The organism is Flavobacterium sp. CFBP9031, assembly GCF_034044945.1.
Lineage (GTDB): Bacteria > Bacteroidota > Bacteroidia > Flavobacteriales > Flavobacteriaceae > Flavobacterium.
The window spans coordinates 141948-158179 of record NZ_JAXCWF010000003.1; the positions used below are offsets into that span (position 1 = coordinate 141948).

The following is a 16232-nucleotide window of genomic DNA, read 5'->3' on the forward strand; positions in this document are numbered from 1 at the left end:
ATTTGAAGTTATTAGTGGGAAGAGTGCAAGAACAGTCGACCTCGATTGAAGGTGTTAATATTATAAATAATGCTACACAAGCTGCTACGGTTTCAGATTCTGATGGTAATTTTTCGATTGCAGTGCATGAAGGAGACGTTTTGGTTTTTTCTGCTGTAAACTTAGAGCCTGTTAAGCGAAGAATATCGGCAGAAGATTTGACTGTTAGTTCTTTGGTTATAAAAATGACGGCTAAGGAAGTGGAGTTAAAAGAAGTGATTGTCAATGAAAATGCGAATATAACGGCTGAGAATTTAGGAATTATTCCGTACGGGCAAAAAAAATATACGCCTGCAGAACGAAAACTTTATACTGCAAATTCGACTTCTGTAGATAAGTTGTTAAATGCGATTTCGGGACGAACTTCGATGCTGAAAAAAGAGGTTAATGTAGAGAAAAAAGAAGCGCTTTTTAGAAAATTGGAATACCTTTTTGAGGAGAATTATTATACAGATAGATTGAAAATTCCAGTTGATGATATTAAAGGATTTCAATTATTTTGTGTGGATGATGCTGATTTTGCTGTATCTTTGAATATCAAAAACAAAACAATGAGTATGTTTTTAATCACAGATCTAGCAAGAAAATATCTAACAATTCTCGAAAATGAAAAATAAATTAGGAGTACTCGTTGTATGCTTATTTTGTCAAATTGTATTAGGACAAAACGGTTTCAGGAAACCATTACACGGTCAGGTTATAAATGATTTTTTAGCCATAGAAAGTGGTTATGTAATGAATATTAATGCTAATGTTAGGACATTTATTGGTTCTGGCGGTTTATTTGATATTGTTGCACAGCCAAAAGATACTTTATTATTCTCAGGCCTTACATTTCAATCAAAAAAAATAGTTTTAACCGAAAAAGATTGTGCTGAGATCCTTTTAAAAGTAAAATTAGATTTAGTTAATAATCAGCTTAAAGAAGTTGTTGTTCATAAAGAATTAAAAGTAAAAGCGTTACAAGGCGGTTCGCAGAAATATGTAGATATGCAGTTTGAAGACGATCAACAGTCTACTGCAAAAAACAATGCAATGCTTTCTGATCAGACTATAAAGTACGGAACTGATTTTGTTCGAATATTTAAAGATGTCAAAAAACTTTTGAGTAAAAAAGACGAAGTAAGAGAGGAAGAAGTTACAGATATTGCTTTTGTAGAATACGCTAAAGATAATTTTACAAAAGATTTTTATTCTAAAACGCTTAATCTGAAAGATGATGAAGTAGAGCTTTTCTTAATGTATTGCTCAAACGATCCGCATTCTAAAGACTTAGTAGATCCAGATCAGAAGTTTCAGTTAATGGATTTTATGATTAATAAGAATAAAGAATTTAAGAAAGCTGAGGCTACTCAAAAATGAAAAAAAAGTTAGTTTTCCCTTTGCTGGGAGTTTTGTTTGTATTGTCTTCGGCATTTGCTTTTCATAAATTTTATGTTGGTGTTTTTCAGGTAAATTATGCGGCAGAAAAGAAAATGCTGCAAATTACTTCACGCATTTTTATTGATGATTTGAATAATGCAATGGAGAAAAAGTATCACAAAAAGACATTTGTTGGTACAAGCAAGGAAACTCCGGCAGATGTTGAATTATTAAAAAAATATTTATCAGAGCACTTTCTGATTAAAGTAAACGGGCAATCAAAAGCAATAAATTTTTTATCCAAAGAAGTCGAAGCTGATGATGTTTTGGTCTGTTATTCCAGAATTAAGGATATAGATAAGTTTAAAACACTTGAAATTTCAAATACGATTTTGGTAGATTGGAATTCAGAACAGCAAAACATTACACATATTTCAGCATTTGATACGAAAAGAAGTGTTCTTTTTACAGAATCTTCAAGGAAAGAATTGTTAAAATATTAATGTATTGGTAAAATTAATGTTTTAATTACTATTTTCACAGCCTAAAGAAATTACCATTAAAATTTTATGAAAAAACTTTCATTATTATTACTTTTTCCTGCAATGTTAGTGGCGCAGGATAAAGCAACAACCACACCAACCAAACAACAGGGAAAGTACGATACGAACAAGTTTAGCCAAATGTACGATTTGCTGGCAACACCAAATATGTTTCGTACGGCTTCTGGAGCTCCAGGGCCTGCTTATTACCAACAGCAAGCAGATTACAAAATTGATGTTGAATTGGATGATAAAAATTCAAAATTAAGCGGATCTGAAACTATTACCTACACTAATAATTCACCAGATAGTCTGGAGTATTTATGGGTACAATTAGATCAAAATCAAGCAAAAGCAAATACCCAATCTTCATTAGCGGAAAGTGACAAAATAAGTCAAGTTCTTCCATTGGATGGTTTTTCTTCTAAATATTTGAAAAAAGATTTAGAGCGCGGTTTTAATATTGAACAAGTTAAAGATGCTAAAGGAAGTGCATTGTCTTATACGATCAACGAAACCATGATGCGTATTAATTTGACTTCGCCTTTAAAACCAGGAGAAAAAATTTCTTTTTCTATAAAATGGTGGTACAATATCAATAACTACAGAAAAGAAGGCGGTCGTTCAGGATATGAATTATTCGAGAAAGACGGAAATAAATTATATGTAATCGCACAATTCTATCCAAGAATGGCAGTTTACAACGATGTTGAAGGGTGGCAGAACATGCAGTTCTGGGGAAGCGGAGAGTTTGCTCTTCCTTTCGGAAACTTTGATGTAAATATTACAGTTCCTGCAGATCACGTTATCGATGCAACTGGTGAATTAATGAATAGAAGCGAAGTCTTTACTGCTGAACAAGTTAAACGATACGAGCAAGCTCAAAAATCATTCGACAAACCTGTTGTTATTGTAACGCAGGCAGAAGCAGAAGCTGCTGAAAAAGGTTTTTCTGAAAAGAAAAAAACATGGAAATTTAGTGCAAAAAATGTTCGAGATTTCGGAATTGCTTCTTCTAGAAAATTCATTTACGATGCAATGGCTGTGAAAATTGGAAACAGAACAGTTATGGCAGAATCTGTTTATCCAAAAGAAGCAAACCCACTGTGGGGAGAAACTTCTACAATGGTTGTAGCGCATACTTTAAAAAGCTATTCTTCTCATACTTTTGATTATCCTTATCCAAAAGCAGTTTCTGTTTCGGCAGAAGATCAAGGTATGGAATATCCAATGATTTGTTGGAATTACGGTCGTCCTGATGAAAATGGAGTGACAAGTAGAGAAGTTAAAAACGGAATGATTGGTGTTATTATTCACGAAGTGGGACACACTTTCTTCCCAATGATTGTAAACTCAGATGAGCGTCAATGGACTTGGATGGATGAAGGTTTGAATTCATTTTTAGAATATCTGGCAGAGCAGGAATTAGATCCAAATTTCCCTTCAAGAAGGGGACCAGCAAAAAATATCGTTCCTTACATGAGCGGTGACCAAAAGTTTTTAGAGCCAATTATGTCAAACTCTGAGACTATTCACCAATTTGGAAATAACGCTTACGGAAAACCAGCTACAGGTCTTAATATTTTGAGAGAAGTAGTTATGGGAAGAGAATTGTTTGATCACGCATTCAGAACGTATGCAAACAGATGGAAGTTTAAGCACCCAACACCAGAAGATTTCTTTAGAACAATGGAAGATGCTTCGGCAGTAGATTTGGATTGGTTCTGGAGAGGATGGTTCTACTCAACAGATTTTGTAGATATCGGAATTAAAGACGTAAAACAATATTACGTTTCAGATACGCCAACTACAGATATAAAAGATGTAAAAGTTAGAAAAGGACGTTTTGGTTTTGAAAAAGGACCTTTTGTTTACTTAGTTTCTGGAGATAATGCAGAAGTAAACGATTCTAAGAAAAAAGCTTTAAAAGTGCAAGATTTCAAGTCTTTGGCAGATTACGTAGATCAGACTTTTACTGCTGAAGAAAAAGCTTCTATTAAATCTCCTAAATACTTCTATGAAGTAGAATTTAACAAACCAGGCGGAATGATTATGCCTATCTTAGTTGAGATTACTTATGAAGATGGTTCTAAAGATAATTACAAATATCCAGCACAAATCTGGAGAAAAAGTAACGAGACAGCTAAAAAAGTATATGCTACTACAAAAGCAATTAAGAGCATTCAAATTGATCCACAATTGCTAACAGCAGATATTGATGTGACCAATAACTCTTGGCCAAAAGCAGAAACAAAGTCAAAATTTGACTAAATAAAATAGAAATTAATAAAATGCTCATCAGGTTTATAAAAGCTTGATGAGCTTTTTTATTTTAACTAAATGTATTTTCAAGGACTTTTTAAGTTAATTTTAAAACTCTAACCTGAAAAGTTTAATATCTTTGCGACAACAAAAATAAAAGTTATGTTTGGTATAGGAGGAGGAGAATTAGTTTTCATACTGTTTATAGTGCTAATGCTTTTTGGTTCTGATAAAGTGCCTGAAATTGCACGTACAATGGGAAAGGCTATGGCTCAGTTAAAAAATGCAACTAATGATATTAAAAGTGAAATTCAAAAAGGAGCAGAGGCTAATGGTCTTGACGCGAAATCTTTGAATGATATTACTGGAAATATCAACGCAGAAATTGATAATGCAAAATCTAATTTGCTTGGAGATACTGGAAACCTTTTAGGAGACACTACAGCTGAAATCGAAAAAGTAAAAGAAGATATTGATACTCTTTCTGGACCTATTAAACGCCAAATGTAATGCTTGAAAAAATACAGGAATTAGATAAAGATCTTTTAATCTTTCTTAACGGATTAGGTTCTGAAACATACGACAAATTATGGCTTATTATTACCAATCAGTTGTATTGGACGCCATTTTTTCTATTACTATTCTATCTTATTTATAAAAAAATAGGAGGAAAACAAACCCTGTATTTGTTGCTTTTTATAGCTGTTCTAATTGCTTTTACAGATCAGACCTGCAATTTATTTAAACACACTTTTCAGCGTTTGAGACCATGCAATGATCCAGAAGTAAATACAATTATTAGAGTTGTTCAGGTTAGAAAATCGTATAGCTTTTTCTCTGGACATGCTGCTAACACTATGGCGGTTGCAGCTTTCTTGTTTTTGATTTTAAAACGCTATTTCAAATATTTCGGATTCATATTTCTTTGGCCTTTAATATTTGCTTACAGCCGAATTTATTTAGGATTGCATTTTCCAGGTGATATCCTTACGGGATATTTCTTCGGAGCACTATTCGGATTTTTACTTTATTTAGTTTACAGAAAACTGAAACCGCAGTATTTTCCAGGATAGATTTTTTTTAAGATGCTAAGGTTCTAAGATACTGAGATACTAAGGTTTTTTTAAAGATGCTGAGGTTCTAAGATGCTGAGGTTCTAAGATTCTGAGATACTAAGATTCTGAGAAGCTGAGGTTCTAAGATACTAAGGTTTAAAGATATATATTATAAATTGCCTCCAGCTTTAGCTGGAGGTTTTTTTATGGGTAATTAGTGTAAAACTTAGTATCTTAGAATCTTAGCTTCTCAGAATCTTAGTATCTCAGAACCTTAGTTAATGATTGTTTTTTCGCTCCATTCCAAACCATTTGGAAGTTGCTGTTTGCTAAATTCAATATGAATGACTCTTCTGCGTTCGTTGTTTGTGGTTTTGTTTGATGCATGAAATAATAAGGGTTTCATGATCATAATACCGCCTTTTTCGACTTCACAAATTGTTTCTTTTTGATTTTCAAAATCTAGATTTTCAATTCGTAAAATACCTTTTGCATGAGAATTATTAATCACTTTTAAAGCGCCATTGTCTTTAGTAGTTTTATCGATATGAATTCTTATAGTGAAATTATTTTCTAATATTTCTGTAGGTGGCTGAACCGCAAATTGATTTTGTTTTACAGTCCAGTTTTCAAAATTTTCCACTTCAATTTTTTGGTCAACAGAAATCGTTAAATCCTGATGATAAGCCACAAACCAATTCGATTTTTCCGGTTTATCAAAGTAAATAGATTTTGTTATAAAAAAGCCTTCGCCAAAAGTAGATTCGATAATATCCTGCAGTTTTTTATTAAAAATGAAAGGAAGTGTTTCAGGTATTTCTTTATGAAATTGTCTAATCGCAAATAAATCCTGAGACTTTCTAAAAGTCGTATTTTCTTGATTATCTGCAGTTTTGTTTTCAATCAGCGAAATTAGATTCTGAATTTCATTTTCTGTAAAAACATTATTTATGATTGAAAAACCTTCAGCGCTTATTTCTGTGTTATAATTCATCTTTAATAGTTGTTGAATTGCCTCCAGCCTTAGCTAGAGGAAGTCTTCATCTTAAATTATGTTCCTCCAGTTCTAGAGGAAACTCAATAATATATCATTCAGTATAAAAACTGAGAGGCTCAGGATCTTAGAGCCTTAGCATCTTTAAAAAAAACTTAGAATCTCAGCATCTCAGAACCTTAGCATCTTAAAAAATCACAATACTCTAGAAACCGTCAACCCATCACGAATTGGCACTAGAACGGTTTCTACTCTTGGATCGTCTTTTAAAAGCTGATTGTATTCTAAAAGTACTTTTGTGCTAACATCATTTGGGTGGACTGGCTCTAGGATTTTTCCGCTCCACAAAACATTATCAGATAAAATGATACCTCCCTTATTCATTTTTGGAACAATCATTTCCCAGTAGTTCAAGTAGTTTTCTTTATCAGCATCAATAAAAACTAAATCAAATTTTAAGTCTAAATCTGGAATAATGTTTAATGCTTCTCCTAAATGCTGAAAAATCTGTTCTCCCCAAGGAGACATATCAAAATATTTTCGCTGAAAATCGATTAATTCTTCTTTGATGTCAATGGTGTGTAGTTGACCATTTTCCTGCATTCCTTCGCATAAGCACAAAGCAGCATAACCAGTATAAGTTCCTATTTCAAGAATATTAACCGGACGAATCAATTTTGACAACATACTTAAAACACGTCCTTGAAAATGACCGCTGAGCATTCTAGGCAAAAGTATTTTCTGATACGTTTCTTTATTAAGTTTGGCTAGCAATTCTGGTTCATTTTCAGAATGCTGTTCGATATAATCTTCTAATTCTTGTGATATAAAATGCATGTTGTAGTATCTTGTAATTGGAAGGCAAAAATACAAAAATATCTGCTTGCGATTGGGCATAAAAAAACCATTCGTTTTGCGAATGGTTTATTTTAAGATTTAAAAAGGCTTTATTTTTTCAAAGCTTCGTTTACGTCTTTGGCTGTTTTTACAGTTCCGTCTTTGGCTGCTTTAGCCGCATTTTCAACTTTTTCAGCTCCTTTTTTAGTAGCATCTTTTACATCAGTTGCCGTTTTTTTAGCTGCATTTTCAACATCGTTTGCCGCTTTTTTAGTAGCGTCTTTTACATCTTGAGCAGCAGTTTCTGTAGCATCTTTTGCTTTAGCGGCAGCGCCTTCTGCTTTGCTTACAGCACTGTCTTTTACTTCTTCGATATCTGTTGTAAGAGAATCAACTTTATTGCCTAGCGTTAATTCATCTTCGGCTGGTTTATTTTCTTTTTTTTCACATGACTGAACAGCAAATGCTAATAAGGCAATAACAGCTAAACTTAAAATTTGTTTTTTCATAATTACATTTTTTTAGGTTGATAAAACTTAAAGGTTAAATGGCTGAAAATAAAATTACAAATTTTAAAATGATTGAGCTCTTTGTAAGATTATTTTTCTTTTAAGAGCAAAACAATTCTTGTGCCAAATTTTGACTTTTTTAGCTTGGTGTTCATTTTTTTCTACAAGAAAATTTAGTTTTTATATAAACTGAAATTAATTACAATGTCGTCTTTTACTTTAATCAAGCCAGCCATTTTTACTGGTGGTTCCAACTCAATATCAGAAAATTTTAAACTAAGCGTTCCTTGAATCTTATCATCAGTATTATATAGTATAAAATCTTTGTATTTGAGCGTCTTGTCGGTTATGAAAAAGTTGAGTCTGCATTTGTAATTCTTTCCCATTGGCTTTATGTCGCTTATAGAAACAGTGCTGTTTGGGAATTGTTTGACTTTTACCGTTCCTTGCAAATCTTTGGTCATTACCTTATTGCCACAATCAAATTTTGACATTTTGATATCAGTATTAAAGGTGTTTTTTTTAACTGAGTTTACATAAACAGTATCCTTTATAGCAAAGGTATTGGAGCAATTATATTTACCAACTGTAGATAGTCCTGTGATTTCTATTTTAATTTTATTAATTGCCACAGCGCTATCTTCTGCGAAAAAAGTGGGTTTAGCACTTCCTAGTAAAAAGAACATTGCTAAACCCATTATTAATATTTGAAATCTCGTTTTCATTTTTTTTTATATTAGAACGCAATGGTTGCTTCGAATACTATACCTTCAAACTTACCGCCATAAAAGTTGTTTACATTTCCAGTAGCAGGATCTCCTACAAACTGTGAATAATCTTTATATTTTTGATTCACGTAGTTTAATTTAGCCAAAATGTTTTTCGTCATAAACCAACCAGCACTTGCTTCAAATTTATCTACGGTAACCTTTTTAGCATCAGCATTAGATAATTTTCCAGATACGGTATTGTATTTTCCTCCGATATAGAATTGTTCAGTTCCTCCAAATCTGTAAATAAGTTCTGAAGCATATTGATTAGCAGTACGTTTTTCGTCAGTACCCGCTTTATCTCCTCCTGAAGCTAATTCGATTGTTCCGAAGAATTCAAGTCCTTTATATTTCACAAAAGGGTTAATCATATATGTAGTAGCCCAGTTTTTGAAATTAGGATTGAACGTTGCCTCTGGAGTAGATGTTTTACTGAAACTAGTAGGAACATCAGTAGTAGTTGTAGAAATAACAGTACCATTAGCATCGGTCTTAGTAATCGTATTTTTATAAGCGTTATTATTCAATATACCCCAATAACCAAATCCTGATCTATTAGCAGAATATATGTTTGCGTTACCAAGATTTGCATTATGGTAATAAGAACCAGTTAATCTTACTCTTAAATCTTCATTAAGCTGTTTGTCATAACCCAATTTAGCTAAGATTGAAGGGCTATGTGTTGTATTGGTGTTTGGACCATTAGTATAAAAAACTTCCTCATTACTTTGATTTAAATTACCATTTGTAACACCTAACATGCTTACCAATCCATTTCTGTTGTAGTAAACCTCCATACCCATTTCTGTAGTGAAAGAATACATGATGTTGTTTCCAACAAATGCATTTCTGATGGTATTACCATTATCAGAACCTCTAAAGTGAGCATCACCAAAATTGTTCTCCATTTGTCCAATTTTAATGGTAGCATATTTCATTACATCAGCCAAGAAGTCTTTTTTGATGAAGTCTAACTTGTCAATTTGTAAGTATCCACCTTTTACATAAGAATCATTGTGGTGTCTTGAAGCTAAATAAACATCTAAATTTACTCGTACTCCGTCAAACAATTGTGCACCAATATACATATCAGCTGCAGGAAGAGTAAAATTGTTTTCAGTATTCATTAAACGATATCCAGTAATTGTTCTAGTAATAGTCCCGGTAGCTGTAGTGGTCGTAGTCGTAGAACTAGCAGGTTGGTTGTTGAATGAATTTGTTGCTTGAAAATCCATGTTGAAGGCACCACCAAAGTCAATGCTAAGGCCTTTAAATTCTCTATTGTCTTTTTGTACGTCAAAAACGTTGATGCCGTCTTTCCCTCTAGAAATTTGGTTTTGCATGTTTCCAAAGCTTACTTGTGCATTTACAGCGAACGTACTTATTACTGTAATAAATAGGATATAAATCTTCTTCATGGCGGTTATAAATTAAAGTTTAAATTAAATTTGATAGTCAGGTCTTGTCCTGTTTTGATTGTTCCAAGCATTGCTGTTGGCGATTTCATTCCGAAGTCTGCGAAAGTGATTTTGTTGCTTCCCTGAAGATTTAATCCATTTGCAGTAACAGTCGTTTTTACAGAAGTTTTGTAAACTTTGCTAACGCCGGCAATGGTGTAAGTACCAGTTAGTTCCCAAGTAGTTTCGTTTACTTTTTCAGCAGACTTCAAAACATATTTTATTTGCTTGTTTTTATCTGTTTTTAGCGTTTCGTATGCCACTTTATCCATGCTTTTTTTCTCACTTTTTACGCTTTCTGCCAATAGAGTAACGGTTAGAGCGTCTATGTCAGTTAGCTTTCCGTTAGCAATGTTTAGAGTTGCTGTTCCAGTTCCAGACGCCGATTTCATTTCCCAGTCGTGAAGTGTAGATGTACCAGCTACAGAAAAAGTTGATTTACTATCTAAGGCATATGATTTTTGTGCTGTCGCAAATGAGGTAATTCCGAAAATTGCAATAACAAGGGCGAATAATTTCATTTTATGGGTTTTCATTTTAATTATGGATTTTGATTAAAAAAATAGATAAACTCGGCCAATTCTATCTCTAAGTGTTTATTGTTTGTTTTTAACTTGTATCAAAGATCTACTTATAAACCAGCTTGGTACATGATAAAAATCATTGTTAAAATTTTATTAAATTGGTATTTAATAACTACAACGTTTTCATTTTCTGCATAATCGATTACTAAAGCAAAAAAGAGTATTGATTTTTATTAAATTGTCATTTTTTAACATTTTTCTAAAAATTAAAAATCTTAAAAGAGAGACAATTTTTAACATTAAGTCGATTTGATTTAGCTTAAAATAATATTGAAGATTACAGTTAAATCTTTTCCTGCTTTAACAACTCCAAGAGCTGCTTTAGGAGGTGTCATTTCAAAATCTCCAAAAGTAATTTGGTTAGAACCCTGCAGAATAATATTTCCTTTACTAGTGGTTACTTTTACTTGGGTTTTGTATTCTTTGCTTACTCCTGCAATCGTGTAAACTCCTGTTAAGTTCCAAGTGTTATCATCTATCTTTTCAGCAGATTTTAAAACGTATTCAATATTCTTGTGTGTTTCGGTATCCAAAGCTTCGTAAGCTACTTTGTCCATACTCGCTTTATAGCTTTTTAAGCTTTCGGCCAATATTGAAATTCTTAAACTATTTATCGTAGCAAGTTTAGAATCCTTAACTATTAAGTTGGCCATTCCAGTTCCTTCTGTAGATTTCATTACCCAGTCGTGTACTGTAGAGGTTCCTGCTACTTCAAAGGTTGAGTTTGCAGCTACACTATAATTTTTTTGAGCATTTGCCTGTAATGCTATTGTTGTAAAAATTACGGTCAGTAAAAATGATTGAATTGTTTTCATGTTGATAAAGTATAGGTTAATCATTTAAATGAGGAAATTTTAAAATTCAGTTAGTGGATGCAGAATCAAAAAATTATCCTTATTTCTTAGACCAAAATTATCGCGCGCGCGAAGAAAACGAAATGATAAAAATCATGGCTAAAGTTTTATTAAATTGTTATAGTAAAGGAAGGAATGGCCTATTAACACTAAGATTTTATCTTTAAAGGAAATAAAATAAGATGTAAGTAATTGCCTATTAGTTTATTGTGTGTTTGGATCGAAAACATCTCGTACTGTTTTTTCAGCCCAATTTTTTTGGAAAGAAATCAATAAAAAAAGCGGGAAAGTGCTTTAAGTTTTAGAAAATACTGGAAATAAACTAACTTTGCAGCATGCAAATGGAGAAAAAAGACATACGAGCCTTATCAAAAGAACAGCTTCGCGATTTTTTTGTTGAAAATGGAGATAAAGCTTTCCGCGGAAATCAGGTTTACGAATGGCTATGGAGCAAAGGAGCCCACAGTTTTGAAGACATGACAAATGTAGCCAAAGCTACAAGGTCTATGCTTGAAAATAGCTTTGTTATCAATCATATTAAGGTTGATACAATGCAAAGAAGTAGTGATGGAACAGTAAAAAATGCTGTTAGGCTTCATGATGGACTTGTTGTAGAGTCTGTTTTAATTCCGACAGACACTAGAACTACAGCTTGTGTTTCTAGTCAAGTGGGCTGTAGTTTAGATTGTAATTTTTGCGCAACAGCAAGATTAAAAAGAATGCGAAATCTAGAACCTGGCGAAATTTACGATCAAGTTCTAGCTATTGATAGAGAGAGCCGTTTGTATTACAATCATCCGCTTTCTAATATTGTTTTCATGGGAATGGGAGAACCTTTAATGAATTATAATAATGTCATTAAAGCAATAGACATGATTACTTCAGAAGAAGGGTTAGGAATGTCTCCAAAACGAATTATGGTTTCGACTTCAGGAATTCCGAAGATGATAAAAAAAATGGCCGATGATGATGTGAAGTTTAAGCTGGCAGTTTCACTGCACTCAGCTATAGATGAAACTCGTGCTCGCATTATGCCTTTCAGTAAAAACTTCCCTTTAAAAGATTTACGAGAAGCTTTAGAATATTGGTATAGAAAAACCAAAAGTAAAATTTCGTACGAATATGTAGTTTGGAAAGGAATTAACGATGATAAAGCTTCGGTTGATGCGTTGGTTAAATTCTGTAAATATGTACCTTGTAAAGTTAATTTGATCGAATACAATCCAATTGATGATGGCGAATTCCAGCAAGCTTCAGAAGAATCGATTATGGCCTACATAAAAGCATTGGAAAATATTGGAGTAGTAGTAAAAGTAAGACGCAGTCGAGGAAAAGACATCGACGCTGCCTGTGGACAACTAGCCAACAAAGAAGCATAGTCTTTTTAAGATTATAAAAACAAAAAGCATTAAAAACGAGAAATATCTTGTCTTTAATGCTTTTTTTCTGGACAAAAAGGATGCTTATTTTTTCAAATCTACTTCTTCAGTAACGCCGTCTTTTGTTACTTTTACAAGCGTATCGCATTCTCCGCTACCATAATCAAGAGTTGCTGTAGCGCCATTTTTAGTTATAGAAACAATTCCTTTTACTGCAATAGATTTTCTGCAGGATGCATTAAACTCTAGAGGAGTTGTAATTTCTGCCGAAAAAGTATCTCCGTTCGGGAAAGTTGTAGAACCGCTTCCGGTAACCACAAACACGTTATCATCCCAATCAAACCATGTGTCATAGCCAGAAGTCATTTCTTTTGTTAGGGTTCCTTTTCTAGTATACACTTTTCCATCATCAAACGTAATGGTTAAATCTATAGAAGCTGTAGAAACAGGATGTGCTGTCACCAATAAATTGGTCTCTTTAATAGTTCTCACGATACTTTTGCTTCCTTGAATTTTTTTACCATTATGATAAAATCCCTCAAAAGTGTAGCTAATGGTTTGTGTAGAAGAAGTAAAATCGTTTGAAAAAGAAACAACCATTTTACCTTTTACTGTATTTCCGTTATTAAGAGTGCAGCCTTCCACACCAAAATCTACTGTTTTTGTCCAAGTGTTATTGGTTAAAACTGTAGTGATTGTAGCACAGCTAGGAAGATATTTTTTTATAGGTCCGTTTGGTTTGGCATTTACATTCAATTGAGAGCTAAACTGATCTTCAGCAATATCCGTAACATCCTCAACAGAAGCATCGATTTTAGCGTTGGTTACAATCTCCTCGTTGGTAATCGCAGCTCCCGATCCGTCATTTGTTTTTTCATCAGAATTACAGCTGATGAAAAAAGACATAGTAATAAAAGTACTAATTAATAAAAGTTTTGTTTTCATAAAAAAATGGTTTTAGGTTCTTCTTTTAACTTAATGAATTCAAATCAGTATTAGTTAGAGCTATTTTTGGCGTTTTTTTTCAGGTTAAAACATAAAATATTTAAATCCTAACCTAAAATAAACAACGTATTTTTATTTAAAATAGTATATTTGGAATCTAAATGAATATTACGTCTCAAATAAAGCAGCCTATTTTTACCGAGATGGAACTTTTCGAGAAAAAGTTCCATGAATCGATGACTTCTAAGGTTGCGTTGCTAAATCGAATCACTTATTATATCGTAAACCGCAAAGGGAAACAAATGCGTCCGATGTTTGTTTTTCTTACTGCAAAAATGGTTTCTGGAGGTGCTGTAAACGAAAGAACCTATCGCGGAGCTTCGGTAATAGAACTTATTCATACTGCAACTTTGGTACACGATGATGTGGTAGACGACAGTAATCGCCGTCGTGGATTTTTCTCAATCAATGCGCTTTGGAAAAATAAGATTGCCGTTTTGGTTGGAGATTATTTATTGTCTAAAGGTTTATTGCTTTCTATAGATAATGGCGATTTTGATCTGTTAAGAATTATTTCTGTAGCCGTTCGCGAAATGAGCGAAGGAGAATTGCTTCAAATCGAAAAAGCAAGAAGACTTGATATTACTGAAGATGTTTATTACGAAATCATCAGAAAGAAAACCGCAACGCTTATTGCTGCTTGTTGTGCGCTTGGCGCGAAAGCTGTAATAGAAGATGATGCTCAGGTAGAAAACATGCGCAAATTCGGTGAATTGATCGGAATGGCTTTCCAGATTAAAGATGATTTATTTGATTACAGCGAAGAAGCCATTGGAAAACCAACAGGAATAGATATTAAAGAGCAAAAAATGACTTTGCCTTTAATTCACGTTTTAAATACTTGTACTCCGCAAGAAAAAAAGTGGCTGATAAACTCCATCAAAAACCACAACAAAGACAAAAAACGCGTAAAAGAAGTTATTGCCTTTGTAAAAAATAATAATGGTTTGGCTTACGCCGAAAACAAAATGGTCGAATTCCAGCAAGAAGCACTTGCATTACTTCAAAACTTCGAAGATTCGGAGTACAAAGACGCTTTGACTTTGATGGTCAACTACGTTATTGAGAGAAAAAAATAATCTTTTTAAATTAGATAATCAGAAAATGTGTCAATTAAATAATTGGTTTACTTTGTTGTAAATCAGTTGTGTATTGCTGTATGTTGGAATTTGGAATTTAAAAATTTGATTTTTTTTTAAGCCCATGCAACCATTTCAAATCGACAATCGTCTATGCTAGTAGAAGTCTGTTTCTAAAACCAAAAACCGAAAAGCTTATTAATGAAAATTATCCAGTTACATCAAGAAGAAACCAAAATCATAAAGCTGGCTGTCGAGAACAATCGTCAGGCGCAGCAACAGATTTATAGTAAGTTTTCTTCTAAAATGTTAAGTGTGTGTCGTCAGTACATAAAAGACATACAATTGGCGGAAGATGTAATGATAACGGCTTTCATGAAAGTGTTTACCAATTTAAGCAAGTTTGAACACAAGGGAAGTTTTGAAGGCTGGATCCGCCGAATTATGGTTAACGAATGCATTTCGTATTTAAGAGTTCAGAAAAAAGTAAAATTTGCCGAAGATGAATTTTTTGTAGAAGAAAGCTTCAATGAAATCGACAGCCAATTTACAGTAGAACAAATTCAGTATTTAATTGATGCTTTGCCCGACGGCTATAAAATGGTTTTCAATTTATATGCAATTGAAGGTTACAAACACAATGAAATTGCCAAGATGTTAGGAATTAATGAAGGAACATCGAAATCGCAATTATCGCACGCTAGAAAAATGCTGCAAACACAAATTACTATTTTAAAAAAACAAGATAATGGAACCGAATAATTTTGAAAAGGATTTCCGTGAAAAACTAAATCAACGCGAAATTGAGCCAAGCAACAAAGCCTGGGATCGATTGGATGCGATGCTGGCTGTAGCAGAAGAAAAAGAACCAGTTAAGCTTAATTCAAAAAAAACGAAAAGGAAATGGCTGTATATCGCAGCAAGTTTCGTCGGGTTTCTATTGGTTGGAACGCTGTTTTTCAATCAAAATAAAAATGCAGTTAAAACGCCAGAAACGATAGTTGTTGAAAAAGAAAAACAAACCGAAGCCGAAAAAGAATCGGTAACAGAACCTGTTTTAAACACTGTTGATTCAGTAAAAACGGAAACTGCAATTGCCGAAAAAACTTCGGGAGAAACAGGAAACAAAAACAAAAAAAGCAATTCCGAAACTTCGGAGCCAATTTCAAATAAAAACACTCAAAATGAATCCAATCAAATAACGGAGTCTTCAATCATCAAAAACAATCAAGAAAAACAATCAACAAACAATCCAACTTTAATTGCCGAAACGTCTAAACAAGATAATGTCGATCAATTATTGGAAAAAGCTGAAACTAAAATTTTAGCAGAAAATGCAGTTAAATCAAAATCAAAAATCAAAATTAATTCTAACGATTTATTAGATCAAGTTGACGGCGAACTGGAGCTTTCTTTTAGAGAAAAAATGATTGCAAAAATCAATAAAAGCTACCAGACCGTTAAAGTTGCTGTTGAAAATCGAAACGTTAAAAATTAAATCATC

18 protein-coding genes are annotated in these 16232 nt (G+C 33.1%); 10 read left to right on the top strand and 8 right to left on the bottom strand.

The window, feature by feature from the left end:
• The first annotated feature begins 2 nt into the window (after positions 1-2).
• From SOM12_RS06320 to SOM12_RS06345, 6 genes are all read left to right on the top strand, one after another.
• A complete protein-coding gene (locus SOM12_RS06320; protein ID WP_320492793.1) occupies positions 3-656 on the top strand; it encodes a carboxypeptidase-like regulatory domain-containing protein in 654 nt (217 codons plus the stop codon).
• A complete protein-coding gene (locus tag SOM12_RS06325; RefSeq protein WP_320492794.1) occupies positions 646-1401 on the top strand; it encodes a hypothetical protein in 756 nt (251 codons plus the stop codon). Before SOM12_RS06320 ends, SOM12_RS06325 begins: the two co-directional genes overlap by 11 nt.
• Positions 1398-1904 (top strand): DUF6702 family protein, encoded by a 507-nt coding sequence (locus SOM12_RS06330; RefSeq protein WP_320492795.1) that lies wholly within the window; start codon positions 1398-1400, stop codon positions 1902-1904. The genes SOM12_RS06325 and SOM12_RS06330 overlap by 4 nt, the downstream gene beginning before the upstream one ends.
• A 66-nt stretch (positions 1905-1970) precedes the next feature.
• Positions 1971-4214: a M1 family metallopeptidase gene (locus SOM12_RS06335; protein WP_320492796.1), complete on the top strand. Its 2244-nt coding sequence runs from the start codon at positions 1971-1973 to the stop codon at positions 4212-4214.
• A 153-nt stretch (positions 4215-4367) separates the two neighbouring features.
• Positions 4368-4715 (top strand): Sec-independent protein translocase subunit TatA/TatB, encoded by a 348-nt coding sequence (locus tag SOM12_RS06340; RefSeq protein WP_095928562.1) that lies wholly within the window; start codon positions 4368-4370, stop codon positions 4713-4715.
• Positions 4715-5278, top strand: coding sequence for a phosphatase PAP2 family protein (locus tag SOM12_RS06345; RefSeq protein ID WP_320492797.1), 564 nt, complete (start codon positions 4715-4717; stop codon positions 5276-5278). Before SOM12_RS06340 ends, SOM12_RS06345 begins: the two co-directional genes overlap by 1 nt.
• Positions 5279-5534: 256 nt before the next feature.
• Here SOM12_RS06345 and SOM12_RS06350 read toward each other — a convergent pair whose 3' ends face one another.
• The 7 genes from SOM12_RS06350 to SOM12_RS06380 form a co-directional block, all read right to left on the bottom strand.
• A complete protein-coding gene (locus tag SOM12_RS06350; RefSeq protein WP_320492798.1) occupies positions 5535-6254 on the bottom strand; it encodes a phytanoyl-CoA dioxygenase family protein in 720 nt (239 codons plus the stop codon).
• A gap of 195 nt (positions 6255-6449) precedes the next feature.
• The gene (locus tag SOM12_RS06355) at positions 6450-7091 is read right to left on the bottom strand and encodes an O-methyltransferase (protein WP_320492799.1); all 642 of its coding nucleotides are present in this window, start codon (positions 7089-7091) and stop codon (positions 6450-6452) included.
• Positions 7092-7201: 110 nt separating this feature from the next.
• Complete coding sequence (locus tag SOM12_RS06360; protein ID WP_250834024.1) at positions 7202-7600, bottom strand: hypothetical protein; 399 nt, start codon at positions 7598-7600, stop codon at positions 7202-7204.
• Positions 7601-7773: 173 nt separating this feature from the next.
• On the bottom strand, positions 7774-8325 hold the full coding sequence (locus tag SOM12_RS06365; RefSeq protein ID WP_095928806.1) for a hypothetical protein: 552 nt from the start codon (positions 8323-8325) through the stop codon (positions 7774-7776).
• An 11-nt stretch (positions 8326-8336) separates the two neighbouring features.
• Positions 8337-9788 carry a hypothetical protein gene (locus SOM12_RS06370; protein WP_320492801.1) on the bottom strand — a complete coding sequence of 484 codons (1452 nt, stop codon included), beginning with the start codon at positions 9786-9788 and terminating at the stop codon, positions 8337-8339.
• Between the two features lie 5 nt (positions 9789-9793).
• On the bottom strand, positions 9794-10363 hold the full coding sequence (locus SOM12_RS06375) for a YceI family protein (protein WP_253251762.1): 570 nt from the start codon (positions 10361-10363) through the stop codon (positions 9794-9796).
• Between the two features lie 302 nt (positions 10364-10665).
• Positions 10666-11226, bottom strand: coding sequence for a YceI family protein (locus SOM12_RS06380; RefSeq protein WP_095928569.1), 561 nt, complete (start codon positions 11224-11226; stop codon positions 10666-10668).
• Between the two features lie 374 nt (positions 11227-11600).
• Here SOM12_RS06380 and rlmN point away from each other — a divergent pair, with 374 nt between their 5' ends.
• The gene (gene rlmN / locus SOM12_RS06385) at positions 11601-12644 is read left to right on the top strand and encodes a 23S rRNA (adenine(2503)-C(2))-methyltransferase RlmN (protein ID WP_320492802.1); all 1044 of its coding nucleotides are present in this window, start codon (positions 11601-11603) and stop codon (positions 12642-12644) included.
• An 84-nt stretch (positions 12645-12728) separates the two neighbouring features.
• Here rlmN and SOM12_RS06390 read toward each other — a convergent pair whose 3' ends face one another.
• Positions 12729-13589, bottom strand: a complete 861-nt coding sequence (locus tag SOM12_RS06390) for a hypothetical protein (RefSeq protein ID WP_320492803.1) — start codon at positions 13587-13589, stop codon at positions 12729-12731.
• Positions 13590-13750: 161 nt separating this feature from the next.
• Between SOM12_RS06390 and SOM12_RS06395 the strand changes: the two genes are divergently transcribed.
• The 3 genes from SOM12_RS06395 to SOM12_RS06405 all read left to right on the top strand — a co-directional run bounded on the left by SOM12_RS06395 (position 13751) and on the right by SOM12_RS06405 (position 16226).
• Positions 13751-14728, top strand: a complete 978-nt coding sequence (locus SOM12_RS06395; protein WP_320492804.1) for a polyprenyl synthetase family protein — start codon at positions 13751-13753, stop codon at positions 14726-14728.
• A 201-nt stretch (positions 14729-14929) separates the two neighbouring features.
• A complete protein-coding gene (locus tag SOM12_RS06400; protein ID WP_320492805.1) occupies positions 14930-15490 on the top strand; it encodes an RNA polymerase sigma factor in 561 nt (186 codons plus the stop codon).
• Complete coding sequence (locus SOM12_RS06405) at positions 15477-16226, top strand: hypothetical protein (protein WP_320492806.1); 750 nt, start codon at positions 15477-15479, stop codon at positions 16224-16226. The genes SOM12_RS06400 and SOM12_RS06405 overlap by 14 nt, the downstream gene beginning before the upstream one ends.
• Positions 16227-16232: the final 6 nt, after the last annotated feature.

Bases quoted from the DNA above. Each gene is read 5' to 3' on its own strand.
- SOM12_RS06325 (WP_320492794.1), top strand. From the start codon at position 646: ATGAAAAATAAATTAGGAGTACTCGTTGTATGCTTATTTTGTCAAATT.
- SOM12_RS06330 (WP_320492795.1), top strand. From the start codon at position 1,398: ATGAAAAAAAAGTTAGTTTTCCCTTTGCTGGGAGTTTTGTTTGTATTG.
- SOM12_RS06335 (WP_320492796.1), top strand. From the start codon at position 1,971: ATGAAAAAACTTTCATTATTATTACTTTTTCCTGCAATGTTAGTGGCG.
- SOM12_RS06340 (WP_095928562.1), top strand. From the start codon at position 4,368: ATGTTTGGTATAGGAGGAGGAGAATTAGTTTTCATACTGTTTATAGTG.
- SOM12_RS06345 (WP_320492797.1), top strand. From the start codon at position 4,715: ATGCTTGAAAAAATACAGGAATTAGATAAAGATCTTTTAATCTTTCTT.
- SOM12_RS06350 (WP_320492798.1), bottom strand. From the start codon at position 6,254: ATGAATTATAACACAGAAATAAGCGCTGAAGGTTTTTCAATCATAAAT.
- SOM12_RS06355 (WP_320492799.1), bottom strand. From the start codon at position 7,091: ATGCATTTTATATCACAAGAATTAGAAGATTATATCGAACAGCATTCT.
- SOM12_RS06360 (WP_250834024.1), bottom strand. From the start codon at position 7,600: ATGAAAAAACAAATTTTAAGTTTAGCTGTTATTGCCTTATTAGCATTT.
- SOM12_RS06365 (WP_095928806.1), bottom strand. From the start codon at position 8,325: ATGAAAACGAGATTTCAAATATTAATAATGGGTTTAGCAATGTTCTTT.
- SOM12_RS06370 (WP_320492801.1), bottom strand. From the start codon at position 9,788: ATGAAGAAGATTTATATCCTATTTATTACAGTAATAAGTACGTTCGCT.
- SOM12_RS06375 (WP_253251762.1), bottom strand. From the start codon at position 10,363: ATGAAAACCCATAAAATGAAATTATTCGCCCTTGTTATTGCAATTTTC.
- SOM12_RS06380 (WP_095928569.1), bottom strand. From the start codon at position 11,226: ATGAAAACAATTCAATCATTTTTACTGACCGTAATTTTTACAACAATA.
- rlmN (WP_320492802.1), top strand. From the start codon at position 11,601: ATGCAAATGGAGAAAAAAGACATACGAGCCTTATCAAAAGAACAGCTT.
- SOM12_RS06390 (WP_320492803.1), bottom strand. From the start codon at position 13,589: ATGAAAACAAAACTTTTATTAATTAGTACTTTTATTACTATGTCTTTT.
- SOM12_RS06395 (WP_320492804.1), top strand. From the start codon at position 13,751: ATGAATATTACGTCTCAAATAAAGCAGCCTATTTTTACCGAGATGGAA.
- SOM12_RS06400 (WP_320492805.1), top strand. From the start codon at position 14,930: ATGAAAATTATCCAGTTACATCAAGAAGAAACCAAAATCATAAAGCTG.
- SOM12_RS06405 (WP_320492806.1), top strand. From the start codon at position 15,477: ATGGAACCGAATAATTTTGAAAAGGATTTCCGTGAAAAACTAAATCAA.